This window comes from Pedobacter sp. GR22-10 (genome assembly GCF_026239715.1).
GTDB lineage: Bacteria > Bacteroidota > Bacteroidia > Sphingobacteriales > Sphingobacteriaceae > Pedobacter.
The window spans coordinates 664,856-681,939 of the sequence record NZ_JAPIVR010000002.1 but is presented as its reverse complement, the minus strand read 5'-3'; the positions used below and the strand labels follow the sequence as shown (position 1 = coordinate 681,939).

General features: G+C 41.4%; 13 protein-coding genes. 8 read left to right on the top strand and 5 right to left on the bottom strand.

The features are described from left to right. Positions 1 to 45 precede the first annotated feature (45 nt). Both OQX64_RS10365 and OQX64_RS10360 read left to right on the top strand, forming a co-directional pair. On the top strand, positions 46 to 1,410 hold the full coding sequence (locus tag OQX64_RS10365; RefSeq protein ID WP_265818722.1) for a 3-keto-disaccharide hydrolase: 1,365 nt from the start codon (positions 46 to 48) through the stop codon (positions 1,408 to 1,410). Continuing rightward, entirely contained in the window at positions 1,410 to 2,609 is a 1,200-nt protein-coding gene (locus tag OQX64_RS10360; RefSeq protein ID WP_265818721.1) for a Gfo/Idh/MocA family protein, read from the top strand. The genes OQX64_RS10365 and OQX64_RS10360 overlap by 1 nt, the downstream gene beginning before the upstream one ends. Before the next feature lie 202 nt (positions 2,610 to 2,811). On the opposite strand, the gene OQX64_RS10355 is transcribed toward OQX64_RS10360, so the two are convergent. Continuing rightward, a complete protein-coding gene (locus OQX64_RS10355; protein WP_265818720.1) occupies positions 2,812 to 3,270 on the bottom strand; it encodes a type I restriction enzyme HsdR N-terminal domain-containing protein in 459 nt (152 codons plus the stop codon). 190 nt (positions 3,271 to 3,460) lie between these two features. Between OQX64_RS10355 and holA the strand changes: the two genes are divergently transcribed. Further along, the gene (gene holA / locus OQX64_RS10350) at positions 3,461 to 4,483 is read left to right on the top strand and encodes a DNA polymerase III subunit delta (RefSeq protein ID WP_265818719.1); all 1,023 of its coding nucleotides are present in this window, start codon (positions 3,461 to 3,463) and stop codon (positions 4,481 to 4,483) included. A 107-nt stretch (positions 4,484 to 4,590) separates the two neighbouring features. Here holA and OQX64_RS10345 read toward each other — a convergent pair whose 3' ends face one another. From OQX64_RS10345 to OQX64_RS10335, 3 genes are all read right to left on the bottom strand, one after another. Continuing rightward, entirely contained in the window at positions 4,591 to 5,703 is a 1,113-nt protein-coding gene (locus OQX64_RS10345) for a pectate lyase family protein (RefSeq protein ID WP_265818718.1), read from the bottom strand. A gap of 287 nt (positions 5,704 to 5,990) precedes the next feature. Then, on the bottom strand, positions 5,991 to 6,668 hold the full coding sequence (locus OQX64_RS10340) for a LytR/AlgR family response regulator transcription factor (protein WP_265818717.1): 678 nt from the start codon (positions 6,666 to 6,668) through the stop codon (positions 5,991 to 5,993). Then, complete coding sequence (locus OQX64_RS10335; protein ID WP_265818716.1) at positions 6,665 to 7,759, bottom strand: sensor histidine kinase; 1,095 nt, start codon at positions 7,757 to 7,759, stop codon at positions 6,665 to 6,667. The genes OQX64_RS10340 and OQX64_RS10335 overlap by 4 nt, the downstream gene beginning before the upstream one ends. Before the next feature lie 152 nt (positions 7,760 to 7,911). On the opposite strand from OQX64_RS10335, the gene OQX64_RS10330 reads away from it, so the two are divergent. From OQX64_RS10330 to OQX64_RS10310, 5 genes are read left to right on the top strand one after another with little or no spacing between them, the layout of a single operon-like run. Further along, on the top strand, positions 7,912 to 9,285 hold the full coding sequence (locus OQX64_RS10330) for a hypothetical protein (protein ID WP_265818715.1): 1,374 nt from the start codon (positions 7,912 to 7,914) through the stop codon (positions 9,283 to 9,285). Positions 9,286 to 9,299: 14 nt separating this feature from the next. Next, positions 9,300 to 10,595 carry a cation:dicarboxylate symporter family transporter gene (locus OQX64_RS10325; RefSeq protein ID WP_322974866.1) on the top strand — a complete coding sequence of 432 codons (1,296 nt, stop codon included), beginning with the start codon at positions 9,300 to 9,302 and terminating at the stop codon, positions 10,593 to 10,595. A gap of 10 nt (positions 10,596 to 10,605) precedes the next feature. After that, positions 10,606 to 12,198 carry a phosphoenolpyruvate carboxykinase (ATP) gene (gene pckA, locus OQX64_RS10320; protein WP_265818714.1) on the top strand — a complete coding sequence of 531 codons (1,593 nt, stop codon included), beginning with the start codon at positions 10,606 to 10,608 and terminating at the stop codon, positions 12,196 to 12,198. Between the two features lie 34 nt (positions 12,199 to 12,232). Further along, positions 12,233 to 13,420 (top strand): cation:dicarboxylate symporter family transporter, encoded by a 1,188-nt coding sequence (locus tag OQX64_RS10315; protein WP_265818713.1) that lies wholly within the window; start codon positions 12,233 to 12,235, stop codon positions 13,418 to 13,420. Positions 13,421 to 13,453: 33 nt separating this feature from the next. Next, entirely contained in the window at positions 13,454 to 15,016 is a 1,563-nt protein-coding gene (locus OQX64_RS10310) for a malate:quinone oxidoreductase (RefSeq protein WP_088302953.1), read from the top strand. Between the two features lie 232 nt (positions 15,017 to 15,248). Here the strand turns inward: OQX64_RS10310 and OQX64_RS10305 are convergent, their stop codons facing one another. After that, a complete protein-coding gene (locus tag OQX64_RS10305) occupies positions 15,249 to 17,081 on the bottom strand; it encodes a LuxR C-terminal-related transcriptional regulator (protein ID WP_265818712.1) in 1,833 nt (610 codons plus the stop codon). Between the last annotated feature and the right edge of the window lie 3 nt (positions 17,082 to 17,084).

Below are 17,084 nucleotides of genomic sequence, written 5' to 3'. Positions count from 1 at the left end.
TATTATTCTTCGCAATGACACTAAGATAAAACCCCTGAATCAACCATGTTAACACTTAAAAAATACAGCATTTTAGCCCTTTCCTTTATCAGTCTATCAGCCGCTGCGCAAAAAACGAAACCCTTGTTTGATGGAAAAACTTTAACCGGCTGGAAGGCCGTTGCCGGTGCAGCGCCTTATAAGGCAGAGAACGGGATGATTGTAGGCACCATGACCAAAGATACCCCCAATTCTTTCCTGATCACCGAAAAGGAATTTGGTGACTTTATTCTGGAACTTGATGTCAAGCTGGAAGGCGATAATACCAATTCGGGCATCCAGACCAGAAGCCACATCAAACCAGAAGGAAACAGGGGCAAAGGATTGGTTTATGGCAGGCAGGTGGAAATAGACCCTACAGCACGTGCATGGACCGGCGGTATTTATGATGAGGCCAGAAGACTCTGGCTTTATCCACTGGAGCTGAACCCGGCAGCCAGATCGCTGTATAAAAAGAATGAATTTAACCATTACCGGATCGAATGCATGGGTAATGAAACGAAAACCTGGGTTAACGGCAAACCGGTTGCTTATGTAATTGATACATTGGATCAGTCGGGTTTTATTGGTCTCCAGGTGCACAGTATTGGCAATAACCTGGAAAATGATGGAAAAAAGGTTTATTTCAAAAATATTAACATTCAAACGGAGAACTTAAAACCGAAAGCTTTTCCAAAAGGAATTTATACCGTTAATTTAAATCCCAACAGTTTATCGGCCTATGAAAGATCAGAAGGGTATCAGTTACTTTTTGACGGAAAAAGCAGTAATGGCTGGGTGGGTGCACATCAAACTACTTTTCCTGAAAAGGGATGGAAAATCGAAAACGGCATTATCAGTGTGGAGCCATCAGGTGGGGCAGAGTCTACCAATGGTGGTGATATCGTCACCAAAGCAGAATATGCGGCATTTGATCTGTCTTTTGAATTCAGGCTTACACCTGGTGCAAATAGTGGCCTGAAGTATTTTGTGACTTTAAATGAAAAAAGTAAAGGCTCTGCTATTGGTCTGGAATATCAGGTTTTGGATGATGAACTCCATCCTGACGCAAAATTAGGAAGAGATGGAAACAGAACTTTAGCATCTTTATATGATTTGATTACTGCTAAAAAAGAAGCCCGGTATTTACGTCCGATTGGCAGCTGGAACAATGCCAGGTTAGTGGTTTATCCGGATAAAAAGGTAGAACATTATTTAAATGGCGTAAAGGTTTTAGAATATGTGCGTGGCTCGGAAGAATTTAGGAAATTGGTTGCCATCAGTAAATATAAGGACTGGGAAAATTTCGGGGAGGCACCTAAAGGGCATATCCTGCTTCAGGATCATGGAAATAAAGTGGATTTCAGGACCATTAAAATCAAAACGTTGTAATGCATCGCAGGTCATTCTTAAAAAAGTCGGTATTGCTGGGATCAGGTGTGCTGGGATCGGAAAAAGTATTGGCCGGCCTGACACTGAACCGCGATAAAATTATTAATGTGGCCATGATTGGTTGTGGCGACCGGGGCAAAGGTGTACTGTCTGTTATTAAATCGATGCCTTTAAAATTTAACATTGCAGCTTATTGTGATGTACTTGATTTTCGTTTGGAAGAAACAAAAAAATATGTGCCTTCCTCTGCAAAGGCTGTTAAGGATTACAGACAGATTCTGGATAATCAAAAGATTGAAGCCGTTTTTATTGCCACGCCATTGAGTGAGCATTTCAAAATTGCCAAAGATGCGGTACTGGCCGGAAAGCATGTATATGTTGAAAAAACCATGACCTACAACATTGCCCAGGCATTGGAATTGCGGAACCTGGTGTTAAAATATCCTAAACAGGTTTATCAGGTAGGTTATCAATACCGGTATTCGCCCTTGTATTTCAGGGTAAAGGATATGATCCGGAGCGGTTATCTGGGTAAGGTATCACAGGTCGATTGCCGTTGGGACAGAAACGGGAACTGGCGGAGAAAAGTAAATGATCCTAAACTGGAGAGACAGATTAACTGGCGTATGTATAAGGAATACTCAGGCGGGCTGGCGGCTGAACTGCTTTCACACCAGATTGATTTTATCAACTGGGCTTTCGAAACCCAGCCTGATGAAATTACCGGAACCGGTGGAATTGATGTTTTTAAAGACGGGCGGGAAACTTATGATAATATCCAGGCAACGCTTCGTTATCAGCAAGCCGGCATGATCGGAAATTTCGGGGCAACCTGCGGGAATGCACATGATGGTTATCTTTTTAAAATCAAAGGTACCAAGGGTTCGGTTTCTTTACTCACCAATACGGGTATTTTTTATCCGGAACCGGAAACAAAAAAAGAATTGGGCATTGTAGACGGGGTTACCGGCGCATCAAAAATTGTGGTGAATACTGATGGCGGAATCCCGATTTTAGATCAGCCAACGATAGATGGTACCAATTATGCTTTGGAAGAATTTTATGAGTCGGTTATTACCGGTAAACTGCCGGCATCTAATGTAAAAACTGGTACGCAGGCATCTATTTGTGTTGCCATGTGTAATGAGGCTATTTATTCCGGAAACAAACAAATTTGGAAAAAGGAATATGCTGTTTAATGTTTTTTTTGTTAAATCGTCTTCCTGAATTTGATTAGCGTAATCTCAATAAAAAATCCGTCATGGAGAAGCTGATTCTTCATCTGCTGAAGCAATCTCCTTCGAAGCATCTACAAAAAGGAGGTTGCTTCCCTAATAGTCGGGGCAGGCTGTCATTCCGCCCCGCCATGACAATCATGCTAAAGGAAAGCTTTAAATTATCTTACAAATCCTGGTAATCCGGCATCTCTGGCGTGAAGGCAAAGCTGCCCTTCTTCAGATCCATTTTAGCATGAACATGCTGTAAACCATTTGTCAGAACTATCCATTTTGCCTGATGAATAGAATTATAACGCGATGCTTGTTCAAAAACTGCTTGCGTAATTTTTACTTTCGGGGCTTTGCATTCAATCAGCATCAGTTTTTCACCGGCCGTGTTATACACTAAAATATCACTCCGTTTTTGCAATTGATTTAACACCAAACCACCTTCAATCTGGATTAGTGTCTTCGGAAATTTTTTCTCCGCGATCAGCTGTTGTATAAAATGCTGGCGAACCCATTCTTCCGGGGTTAATACCAGGTGTTTCTTTCTCAGCTCATCAAAAATATACACCACATCATCTTTCCTGGTGATTTTAAAAGGATAAGACGGGAGGTTAAGCGGGGTAGGCGTGAACATTTTCGGTTGGCAATTTTTGGTCTGCAGTTAACAGTTGTATGTTTCTTAACAATGCAACAATAAAACAATTCAATTATTGCAGCTTCAAAGTTAGTTAATTTTGGGCTATGGTATAATGTCTCAAATCTCATATCTTTAATTTATAAACATTTATCTGTTTCCTAAATCCTAAGTTGTAATTTTACGGCTCATGACTGCTGCCGAAATTATCAAGGATTTAAAAGCCCGAAAATTTAAACCTGTGTATTTATTGCATGGTGAGGAATCCTATTATATTGATCAGATTACGGATTATATTGAAGACAAGCTTTTAAATGATGCTGAAAAAGGATTTAACCAGACGGTTTTGTATGGGAAAGATACCGATATGGCTACTGTTTTAGGTGCGGCAAAGCGTTACCCGATGATGTCAGACTTTCAGGTGGTGATTGTAAAGGAAGCACAGGACTTAAAATGGGGTAAAGAAGATGCAAACAGCAAGGAGGCAGAATTTGTACTCAACTATTTTGAAAAACCACTGCCCAGTACTATCCTCGTACTGGCATTTAAATATGCTAATTTTGATAAGCGGAAAAAGATTTACAAGGCTATACATAAATCGGGTTTAATTTTTCAGTCAGATCTTGTTCGTGACTATAAACTGGTACCCTGGATTGAGGAATTTATTAAAGATAAAGGCTACAAGATAGACCAGCAGGCGTCAGTTTTAATGGCAGAATATTTGGGTACAGATCTCTCCAAGATTGCCAATGAGATTGAAAAGCTGATGCTGAATGTTGCTAAAGAGGTGACCATCAATACTGATCTGGTTCAGAAAAATATAGGCATCAGCAAAGAATACAACGTTTTCGAATTGCAAAAAGCACTTGCCATACGTGATGTGCTGAAATGCAATAAGATCATCAGCTATTTCGCCAGTAATCCAAAAGCCAATCCAACGGTGATGGTGTTGGCCAACCTGGGTGGTTATTTTACGAAACTGCTCAAGTACCATTACATCCCCAATAAAGCTGAGGCTGCATCAGCACTGGGAGTTCCGCCATTTTTTGTAAAGGATTATGAAGTGGCTGCCAGAAATTATAATACCGGAAAAGTTTTTCAGGTGATTGGTCTTTTGCGGGCTTACGATTTAAAAAGTAAGGGTTTAGACAGTTCGGGAAACGTAAGTGACGGAGAATTATTAAAAGAACTGGTTTTTAAGATTATTCATTAGCATGAAGCTAAAAAATCATCCAATAAATAGCGGTAAACCCGGTATTCATCGGATGACTTTACATTCACCGAATGGCTTCCAATAGCAGCCTCGCCCTAATTATTTTTTTACAGCGATGAACACACATTGCCTGTAAGTGTTGCCCCTGCGCCGTTTGATGCCGTTACGTTAGATTTTACGCTGGAGGCATTTAGTATAGTCAGGCTGTAAGGTGGCGTAAATGCATTTACACCATTACCTGAAGTATTTCCGGTGACAGCTGTAAAAAGGTTGTTTTTTGCCTGAACCGCTGTTGAGGCATTGTCCATCAGATCAATTGGGTTTTTCACGTTCTCAAAAGCGTTTGCTTCCACTAAAATATTGGCTTCAAATCCCGCCTGAATACAGCTTTTACTTACCGTACTGTTAAATAAATTATTTACAATATGCACTTTGCCAAATCTTACACGAGGCATCCTGGCTACAGCGCCCTGTGCCCACCAGCAACGTACAAATGTGATCCGAAAGCGGCCTCTGTCTGCAGTGGCACCATCACTTGATCCGATCAGATTTGAGAAGCGGTGATCATCTGATCCGCCCGAACCGCCTGATTTTGGTGGTTTGAGATAAGAAAATTTGCAATAAGATACCGTGATATAATCTGAAATATTTTTGATGTCAAAATTGCCATCCACGCCATCCCTGAACTCGCAGTGATCAACCCAGATGTTATTGCAGGCATCAACGGTTACATTGTCTTGTCCGTCAACATCATAAGCACCAGGGCCCTCAAAAATGATATTTCTGATGATGATGTTATTGCATCTTTTAACATACATAATCCCTGAATTATCCTTTGTCTGGTCAGCCGAAACTAATTTAGCACCCGATGAACCGAAAATTGTTTTTCCATTCTGGTCCTGAAAGGAAATCCGTCCGCCGGATGGAATGGTGATGGTTCCGTTAACCTGGATCACCTTGACGCTGGTATTCTGAATGGCTGACTTCAATGCCGCATAGGTGGTTACTACAGTGGCCGTTACTTCGCCGCCACCGGTTGTTCCACCGTTTTGTGACGCCCAGCCTTTTGATGGGCAAACCGCTTCGGTAACAGCCATTGGTGAAGTAACGTTTTTGTTCGTGATCTCGCTGCTTTCAGATTGATTACTTTTTTTGCACGCGGGCAAAGAAAATGCCATGGCCACAGCCATCAGGCAGGTTAATAAATACTTGTTTCTCATGTTGAATTTAAATTTGGTTAGATAAATTGTATTGAAATCAGGCGTGCTTTCTCAGTGTATCGGAATATGTCAATCGGTATGTATTTGTTAAATTACATCTAATGAGTATATAATTGTCTTTTTGTGTTGAGTATATTTGTGCAATCGTTCACGGGATCGATTGCGGACACCATGATAAAATCAGGTAGCTATTTCTAAACCTCCTTATCGGAGGTATCTTTTAAGAAGTATAGAAAATTTATTAAAGATTCAAGTGAACCTAGGCGGAAGGTTTTCCTTATGATAGCTTATTTCAGGCAATCTTTAAATTTTCGCCCGATTGGCAACTGTTTGTCATCTGCCAAAAAAACAAATTGAGAATTATGCGACTTCACCTGTTTAACGTGTACGATATACGATTTATGAATTCTGACGAATCCCAGTTTTTCATTTTTATCGATAAAATCTGACAGGCGCTGTAAAACCATGTATTGTTTAAATCTGGTGATGATTTTCAGGTATTCTCCAAATCCCTCAATCCATAAAATATCTTTTAAAGGCAATTTATTCACCATATAATCAGATTTAAACACCAGGAAATCATTTTCCTGCTCTATTCCGGTAAATTTCAGGTAGTCTGCAGCCTTTTGCACAGCTTTTACAAAACGTTCCGGAAATACGGGTTTTACCAGATAATCAATTACATCCAGTTCGTAAGCCTGAGCAGCATGGGTGGGATCAGCAGTAATAAAAATGCACAGTTTGCCACTGGGCACCATTTCTACCATTTCCGTACCTGATATTCCGGGCATTTCAATATCCAGAATCAGCAATTCCACTTCATCCATCTGCTCATAAATAACCGCTTCCGCGGGATCCTGGAAACAGGCTAAAAGATCAATTTCATCAATGGTTTCACAATACTTGCGAATCAAATCCAGCGCCGGAGCCTCATCATCAACATAAATTGCCTTTATTGGTTTCATATGCGTATGATCAGTTTAGATGAATAAGAGGTGTCATTTTGGTCTGTCTTCATTTCATATTTTTCTCCATACTCACGGTCTAACATCATTTTCAATACCTTAAGTCCTGCGCCACGATAGCTTGAGGCATTATCTGTTATCTTCTTTTCGGATATGGTGTTGAAGAGATTAAACTCAACTTCAGCTTCTTTAAACAATAATGAAGCCGTAATCTGTGCATTTTCATCTCTGCCCATAGCTGAATATTTAACTGCATTTTCAAAAAGGGTCAGGTAAATGGTAGGGGGTATTTCAACAATAGCAGTGAGTTCGCTGGATTCAAAATTCATGACCAGATTTAATTTCCGGTTACTTTTCAGTTGATAAAGTTTACTTAAGGCGGCAATCATTTGCAGTTCGCGTTCAATAGGAATGGTTTTCTTTTCCATTTCGTAGGTAGTATACTGCATCAGAAGGCTAAGTTGTTTAATCAAATCGGCTGAACTTCCATCTGTAGCGTAACTATGAGAATAGATATTATTGAGGGTATTGAAAAGGAAATGCGGGTTGATTTTAGATTTCACCAGTTCCATATCGGCCTCTTTCTTTCGCAGGCTTAATGCCGATAATTCGCGCTCAGCAATGAGTTTGTATTTGGAAATACCCTGTACAGATGGAACCAGAATAATGACGGCCTGCATGAGATAGACCATAAACAGGTATTTACTGTCAGCAGACTTAAATGCCCTGAAAAGCTCAGGTTCAACCAATATTCTCATCAGGCTGGAGATGACAAATAATGCCGCAGTATAACGAACATATTCACCATATCTGGCCTTTTGATAAAATTCAGGAACGAGTTTTTTAAAGCACAGGAGGTATACCGGAATGTTAATGGACAGCATGAACAACATGGCTAATGCCGCCTCGGCAAGATTAAAGAAACTTACGTAAATGTAACTGCTGATCCCAATAAATGCCATCCAGAAGAGCAAATGCTGCACGGTAATGACGCCGGGCCATTTGCCATTTAATAAGAAATCCATCACTTTTTTATCAAACGAAAGACGAAGAATCAGCATCAGGAAAACAAGATTGATCAAAAGGATCATGGTATTTGGTTTTGTTTCTGTAGTTCGTTTATAATTTACGTCGTTTATTGATATAAATGTTTTTCAGCACTACTTATACCCATCTTTAATTTTCAGTTATGTCTTTTTCATGGCTGAATTAACCAAATATAAACATAGGATTTACTATTTCAATGAATAGGCAACAATCAATGATGGCTGATCAATCTATTTTCTTCAATAAAAAAATTGTGCTAATCCATATTTTGCCCTTTATGGTTATTCTTGGCCTATGCAATGCTTTTTTCCATCCTGCATCTGCTCAAGAAAAAAAGCCAAATAAACCACTTGTGGCTTATTTGAATGATGATAAGACCCATTTTGTAAAATTTTCCGGCTATGCACAATTATGGGCGAGGTACACGGCGCTAAATCCGGGAAGTAAAGTAAATGAGAGTCTCCGCAAAAGTACTGCAGACTTGTCTTTAAGAAGGTTAAGGATGAAAATGACGGTTAACCTGATTGATCATCTAACTTTAATTTTTCAGGGTGGTACCACCAACCTCACTTATCTGGATGATAGCGAAAGTGCTTTTGATCTGCTCGATGCTTTCGGGGAATATAAATTTAGCAATAAACTGAGCATTGGTGCCGGCCGTTCCAATTGGAAAGGGCTTACCCGTTTTGCTTCAGGCCCTACATCGACCCTGCTTTACGATGTTCCGTTTCTGGATTTGGGCAATGTAAACCGAACGGATTTAACCTTGCGAAACCTGAATATTTTTGCAAAAGGTCAGTTAGGTAAACTGGATTACCGCATCATTCTGGCAAAGCCTTATATATCAGCCCCGACAAAACCTATCCAGCATATTTCCGGTTTTAATAATTTAAGCGTTAAACCCAATCTATCTGCTTATGTGAAATGGCAATTTTTTGAGTCGGAAAGTAATGCAGGTGCAACTGCTGTGGGGAGTTATCTGGGGAAGAAAAAGGTGCTTGCCGTAGGAATCGGGGCAGAAGTTCAAAAAGATTTAATGTGGCACCTGGCCGGAGCGAATACGGTACTGAATGATATGAAGCTGTATAGTGCAGATGTATTTTATGATACGCCGGTAAACGTAGAAAAAGGTACTTCGTTCAATGTTTATGCTGCCGTTTTTCACCATGATTATGGTCCTGGTTACGTTCGTAATTTAGGGATCAATACTATCGCCAACGGGCTTGATGCCAGTACAGCTTCCTTTAACGGTGCCGGCAACGCCTATCCGGTAGTAGGAACGGGAAACAGTTTTATTTTTCAGACTGGTTTTTCCCTTCCTTATTTCAATCAGCAGAAAAAGAAAGCCAGGTTAATGCCTGCTATCGGTATTCAGTATTCCCGGTTTGAGCGGTTAGCCGATCCCATGTTTACCTATGACCTCGGTTTGAATCTTTTACTCCGGGATCACGCCTCAAAATTTGTATTCAATGCCCAAAGCCGGCCAATTTATACCCTTCAGGGAAGTGAACTCAAGGTTTCTGAGCGGAAAATGATGTTCGTTCTGATGTACCATATCAATATAGATTAATAAAACAGCGTAATATGTTAGTGAACAAAAATCCTCAACCCGCAGCTCAGCAAACCAGACTTGCCGGAAGCATTTGGATGCGAATTTTCTCCAACCTTACCTTTTGGGTGCTCATCGCCATTATTGCCGGTGCCATACTGGGTAGTTATGCCCCCGCAACAGCCGTCAGGATGGAAATTATAGGTAAAACTTTTATCGACATCATCAAGCTTTTTATTGCACCCATTATCTTTTTAACCATTGTGCTGGGCATCAGTGGTATGGGCGATTTAAAAAAGGTAGGTAGGATCGGGCTTAAATCACTGATTTATTTTGAAGTGGTATCAACCATTTCCCTGGCGATCGGTATCCTGATGGCCGTCTTAATTAAGCCTGGAAATATTGATAAATCTCATCTGCAAATCCAGAATGCTTCCAGGTATACTTCAGCACCGGCCGGGGGCTTTGACTGGATCAATTTTTTCATGAGTAACCTTACCATTCAGGTTTTAGTGGTTGCCATTATAGCTGGCATCATTTTAAACTATTCCAGATACCGTGAAAAAGCAGTAAGGGGTTTAAGTTATGCTTCTAAAATTGTTTTTAAAGGCTTGAAGTACGTGATGTACCTGGCACCACTTGGCGCATTTGGCGGAATGGCTTACACCATCGGAAAATTTGGCTTGCATACATTAGTTCCTTTGGCTAAGTTAATGGGTACGGTATATCTGACGATGGGCCTTTTTATTTTCCTGATTCTTGGCAGTATTATGAAATACTATAAGATGAGCATCTGGAATTTTATCAAATACATTAAGGAAGAGCTTTTACTGGTGCTTGGAACCTCATCTTCAGAATCTGCATTGCCATCCATCATGCTCAAGCTGGAAAAAATGGGCTGTAGTAAATCTGTTGTGGGTTTGGTTATTCCAACCGGTTATTCATTTAACCTGGACGGAACGTCCATCTATCTTTCTATGTCCGTTATCTTTCTGGCCCAGTTATATGGCGTTCAACTTTCAGTGTGGGAAATGCTGAGCATCATCGGCATCTTAATGGTGACTTCCAAAGGCGCGGCGGGCGTTACAGGAAGTGGCTTTATTGTGCTGGCCTCTACACTGGCCGCTATTCATAAAATTCCGATTGAGGGGCTTGCCTTTTTGCTTGGTGTAGATAAGTTTATGAGTGAAGCACGTGCTTTAACCAATATTATCGGTAACGGTGTAGCTACGATCGTGATTTCAAAGAGCGAAAATGAGTTTCATCCTGTTGTAGCAGAAGCCGCGATTCAACCGGAGGATAAACTGGCAAAACAAGAATTTGTATACTAAATCCAATCAAATGAATACTTCAGAAACATTCAATGAATTAAGGTTCAGCATGTATGGCAAGCAGGTGCATTACCAGTTAAGTGCAGAAGAACTGATCAGCCAAACGCTGGAACGCGGGCAAGGTTGTTTGAGTAACCGTGGTGCACTTTGTGTGGATACAGGCACTTTTACAGGCCGTTCTCCTAAGGATAAATTTACGGTAATTGACGATACGACAAGAGAAACCATCGATTGGGGCGACGTGAACAGGCCTATTGCTCAGGCTCACTTTTATGGCTTGTATAGCAAAATGCGGGCCTACCTGGCTGAAAGAGAAGTTTGGGTGAGAGATGCTTATGCCTGCGCCGACCCGAGATATGCCCTAAGCATTAGGGTGGTGAATGAAACGCCCTGGGCAAATCTGTTTTGCCATAACTTGTTCTTAAGGCCAGAAATACAGCAGAAGACAGCTGGTGAAACGGACTGGCTGATTTTACAAGCCCCCGGTTTTGAAGCCGATCCTGAACAAGATGGTACACGTTCTAAAAACTTTACGGTAGTGAACTTCACCCGTAAAATTATTCTGATTGGTGGAACGGCTTATACGGGAGAGATGAAAAAAGGGATTTTCAGCGTGTTGAATTATATTTTGCCGGAAGAAAAAGGCGTACTCAGCATGCATTGTTCTGCAAATGAAGGGATGGATGGCGATGTATCATTGTTTTTTGGTTTATCAGGAACAGGCAAAACAACATTAAGTGCAGATGCCGGTCGTGCATTAATCGGCGATGATGAACATGGTTGGTCTGACGAAGGAATTTTTAATTTTGAAGGGGGCTGTTATGCCAAGGCAATAGATCTTAACCCCGAAAAAGAACCTGAAATTTTTGTAGCCATTAAACCCGGCGCACTTTTAGAAAACCTGGTGATAAACCCATCCAACGGGGTGATTGATTTTTCTGATATCACTAAAACCGAAAATACCAGAGTGGCCTATCCCATTGATTTTATTCACAATGCCAAAAAGGGATCGTCAGGCGGAACACCCAGGAACATTTTCTTCCTGACCTGCGATGCCTTTGGTATTTTACCTCCCATCAGCCGGCTGGATAAGGGGCAGGCCATGTATCATTTTATATCAGGATACACCTCAAAGGTAGCCGGTACGGAAATGGGCGTTTCCACACCGCAATCTACTTTTTCAGCTTGTTTTGGGAGAGTTTTTCTTCCCCTTCATCCGCTTAAATATGCTGAATTGTTAGGTCGCAAACTGGATGCTAATCCTGATATTAAGGTGTGGCTGGTCAATACCGGATGGATTGGAGGCGCTTACGGAACCGGAAACAGAATCAGTCTGAAATATACCAGGGCACTTATTACCGCCGCCATGAAGGGAGATCTGCAACATGTTCCATACGAAAATCATCCAGTCTTCAAATTTGCTGTACCTCAGGATTGTCCGGCAGTTCCGGCAGATATCCTTAACCCCAGAAACCTTTGGGAAGATGTGCATGAATATGACCGGAAAGCAATGGATCTGGCGCTATTGTTTGAACATCATTTCTCTGGCTATGCCGAATTGGCCAGTAAGGTAATGAAAGATGCGGCCCCATCATTTGTATAGAAATATTGCTATATTGAAGATCAATCGAAATCATTTGAGGCTAATAGACAAAACAGACCTGGTTATTGATAAGCTAAACAAAACCCTTAGCTTACAAATATTTGTAGCCATTATATTGGGTGCCCTGGCTGGTGTCTGCTTTCCGCATTTTGCGGTCAGGTTGCAGTGGGTGGGAAGTTTATTTGTGCTGGTGATTGAGCCTTTTGTACCGCCTGTTATATTTCTAAGCATTGTAAGCGTGTTCGGAAGTTTGGAAAACCTTAAGCTGGCCGGAAGGATTACTGCAAAAGCGATTCTTTATTTTGCAGTGGTGAGTACACTGGCCATTATTTTTGGAATGTGCAGTGCATTGATTATTCACCCGGGAAAGATAGACCGTAGTTTAGTGGAATCTATTGAACCTGCAAAGGTAATGACCACTTATTATGAAGGCTGGCTTAAATTTGTGATGCAAAATGGTATGCTGCTGTTATTTGTTTTGGCCGTTGCCATTGGTATTCTAATCAACCGTTTAGCGAATCGTGACGCGGTGGTCAACATTTTTGAACACCTCAAATCCACGGTACTTCGGGTATTACGATACCTTTTTCTATTGGCGCCTGTCATTACCTTTAGTGGTATTGCCTATACCGTAGGGCGTTTTGGACTGGATACCCTGGTGCCTATCGGTAAGCTGCTGGCCGGAACCTACATTACGATGTTCTTGTTCATCGCACTGATTTTAGGATCTTTACTGGCAGGTTTGAAGGTAAATCTTTATACCTTTTTAGGGTTGATCAAAAATGAATTGCTATATGCCCTGGGAACATCATCTTCCAGTTCCGTTATTCCGTTGCTTCTCGAAAAACTGGAGAAAATAGGCTTGAAAACGCCGGTGGTGAGGTTGGTTACCGTTACCGGAAATTCGCTCAATCTGAATGGAACCTGTATTTACCTGGGGATGTCGGTCATCTTTCTCGCACAGCTTTACAATGTAAGTTTTTCCTTAACGGAGCTCGCGGGTATTGTGGTCATTATTTTACTCACCTCCAAAGGTGCATCGGGTATTCCCGGAACAGGATTTTTAGCCCTGGTAACTACGGTAGGCAGCATACATCAAATTCCGGTAGAAGGTTTAGCTATTTTATTGAGCATTGATCGGTTTATGAGTGAAGCAAGGGCCATTACCAACACAGTTGGACATGCCATTGCCGCGCTAATTATTTCAAAAAGTGAATCTTAACGTACGCGTTTAAAAATAAAAATGAATAAAAAGATGAAAAAATTAATCACATACCTGCTGATCCTGTTAACAGGTTTTAGTGTAGGCTGCAAAAATAAAAGTGCTGATGAAGAAACCGATGTGGTATTGGTTGGTGCCGGTGTAATGAGTGCAACACTTGGCGCAATGATGAAAACATTGAATCCTAAATTGAAAATCAATATTTACGAGCGGTTGGACCTGGTGGCTGCAGAAAGCTCAGATGCCTGGAATAATGCCGGAACAGGCCATTCTGCCTTTTGTGAACTGAACTATACACCACAACGTCCGGATGGAACCATAGAATTTAACAAAGCTATTTCCATCAATGAACAATTTGAAATTTCAAAACAGTTCTGGGCGTATATGGTCACTAAGGGTAAGCTCCCTGAACCCAAATCTTTCATCAATAATGTGCCGCACATGAGTTTTGTCTGGGGAAATAAAAATGTAGCATACCTGAAGAAAAGATATGATGTGTTGAGCAGGCAACTGCTGTTTAAAGGCATGCAATATTCTGAAAATTTTGATACCCTTGCCAAGTGGATGCCCTTGGTTATGACGGGAAGAAACAGAAAACAAAAGGTTGCTGCAACCTATATGGCTATTGGTACCGATGTTAATTTCGGAAGCTTAACAAGGGGACTGGTGGCCTCATTGAAAAAGGAAAACGGGGTAAAGGTAGCGCTGAATCATGAGGTGAAAAATCTTAAACGCCTGGACGATGGTACCTGGCTGGTTACCGTATTGGATAATAAAACAGAGAAGGAGCGCAATATCAAGGCAAAATTTGTATTTATCGGTGCCGGTGGTGGTGCTTTAAGGCTGCTGCAGAAATCTAAAATTCCGGAAGGGAAGGGCTTTGGTGGCTTTCCGGTAAGTGGTGAATGGATGGTTTGCAACAATCAGGAGGTTATAGCGAAACACATTTCAAAGGTTTATGGCAAAGCAGGAGTAGGGGCACCACCTATGTCGGTGCCACATCTGGATACACGAATTATTAATGGTAAAAAAGCATTACTTTTTGGCCCTTATGCAGGCTTTTCTTCCAAATTTTTAAAACAAGGATCTTATTTAGATTTAACCCGCTCCATTACCTTAAAAAACATCTGGCCAATGATGTCGGCCGGAGCAGATAACATCCCGCTGACTAAATATTTAATTGGTCAGGTTACACAATCCGATGAGGAGCGTTTAAACGCCCTGAAGGAATATTTTCCAGCAGCAAAGGCTTCCGATTGGAAACTTGAAACTGCCGGACAACGGGTTCAGATTATTAAAAAGGATGAAAAGAAAGGCGGTTTACTACAATTTGGAACAGAAGTGGTCAGTGCAGAAGATGGTAGTTTGGCGGCCTTATTAGGTGCTTCTCCAGGTGCATCAACCTCTGTTGACATCATGATTACGCTGTTGAAAAAATGCTTCCCCCAGCAAATGGCTACGCCAGAGTGGCAATCAAGAATGAAAGAGATGATTCCATCCTATGAAAAGAAACTTTCAGAAGATAAAGACCTGGCAAATAAAGTGAGAAAGGCAAACAGCACTACGCTTGGGCTGCGGTATTTTACGATAGATTAGTGATTTTCTTTGCAGATAAATTTTTAAAGTTGCTAACTCTTATTATTTTATTTTTAAATAGCGTTAGTAACTTTTGAGGAGATTCTCCAATTGATTTGTCATGCTGAATTAGGTTCAGTACCTTTAAGCTTAACAGCTTACAAGAGCGTTGCTTATTGCTACATTTTCCCGATGATGACAGCAGTTTCTGCAGAAGCGGGACAGTAACATCTGCGTCATGTATCTGTACTTTTTAACTTTGGTTCTGTAGAAATACATTCAGGTCATCATCTTTTCCAAGCCCGAGCTTTTGTTTAATCCGGTAGCGGCTCATGCGTACACTTTTAGGTTCAATGCCCAAACGTGCAGATACCTCCTTATTTGATAACCCCATCAGCATGTAGGCGCAATATTTTAAATCAAGCCTGGTGAGGCTTTGGTTGGCCTGTTGTTGCAGGCGTTCAAAAAAAGCAGGATTGGTTTCAAAAAAATCTGTTTTCTGGGCTTCGAAATCCTTATCCATTTTCTTTTGCTGGTTCAGAATCCGTTTCATTTGCGCATCAAAAGAAAGGTGATTCGCTGCATCAACCTTTCCGGAGAGCTGTTCCAGCAATTCATTCTTCTCTTCAATCTGCAAGGTTCCTGCCAGCACTTCCTTTTGTAACCTATCCTGGCGCTCTTTAAGCAAAACCTGTTCGGTTTGCAATTGCATGGCCTCTGCCTCTTTGAGCTGTGCCCTTAATTCGGCAGCCGTTTTCTCCTTATCTATCAACTCCTGCTTTCTGATGGATGCCTTTAACTTAAAATTGTATGCGCGCAGCAGAAACAGCAGAACGGCTATCCCCATAATGCCCAGCAGCACATAAAAGGTGGTCCGTTTTTTAGCAAATAAGGCCTCCTGATGCAGATAAGCAATTTCCTGTTCATTTTTTGCCGTTTGATATTGTGCCTCTACCCGGGTAATGCTGTTGATCTTCTCTTCATTAAAGGCCTTTTTATAAAACTCGAAATACTGTTTCAGGTAATTTAGCGCAAGTTTGGCATCTCCCTTTTTTTCGGCAATGCCTGAGAGGCCCTGGAAGATCCGGGCTTTAGTTAGAGGCATGCTCACTACTTCATTTGCCGTGGCATTTAGTCCGCTCAATAAAATCTTTTCAGCCTCGTCATAATGCCCGTCGCGCATGGCATATTCGCTTTTTAAGCCATAGCAATTAAGTAATACCTCCTGCAAATTGGTTTTGGTGGCAATTTCAATGGCCAGGTTCACATATTGCTCTGCGCTGTCGCGATACCGGTCTGGAAAATATTGAAAATAAATGTTGGCCGTATTCAGGGCAATGGCTGCTGTGTTGCTTCTTAAAACCAGGCGTCCTTCCTGCTTTTGGGCAAGCAGCAATGATTTTTTATAAATGGTTAAGGCAGAATCGAGCAGGTTGCGTTGAGCAGGCTGCTGTTTAAACCGGTCAAAATAAGTCTGTCCGATGGTAAAATAAGCACTGTTCAATTGGTCTACCTGTTGGCTCGCCAGTGCGGCCTGGTAGCATAAACCGGCATATTTTTGTTGTCTGGCCGGGTTGTTACCATAGCTATATATGCTGGCCAGGTAGTGGTAAGCCGTGCTTTCATATTCTGCAGCATCTTGTCCTTTAAAATAATCAATGGCTTTCAGTAGTTTACTGGCGGCCTGGTCATTCTGATCATTAACGAGGTCTAACCAGCCGTTTCTGAACCATACAAAACCCAGTGTTACCCGATCTTTTGTTTTGCGGGCATAATACATGGCACTATCACGACTGGCATAGGCATTTTTTAGCTCCTTTTTCCACACATATAAATGCACCAGTGTAGCGAAGGCCATGGCTTTCCCTTGCCCGTCAGGCAAAGTCCGGCTAATCTTCAGGGCTTCATTGGCCTGCTTAAAAGAAAGGGGCAGCTGCTGTTCAAAATTGGCTTTCGCCAGCTTACATAAAATATTTACACGCCTGGCCGGGGCGAGATCTTCCTGGTTCAGTAAATGGTTTAGCGAATCCAGATATATTTTCTGTCCTGATGCATGGGTAATGACAATAAAGAAAAAGGATATCATTAA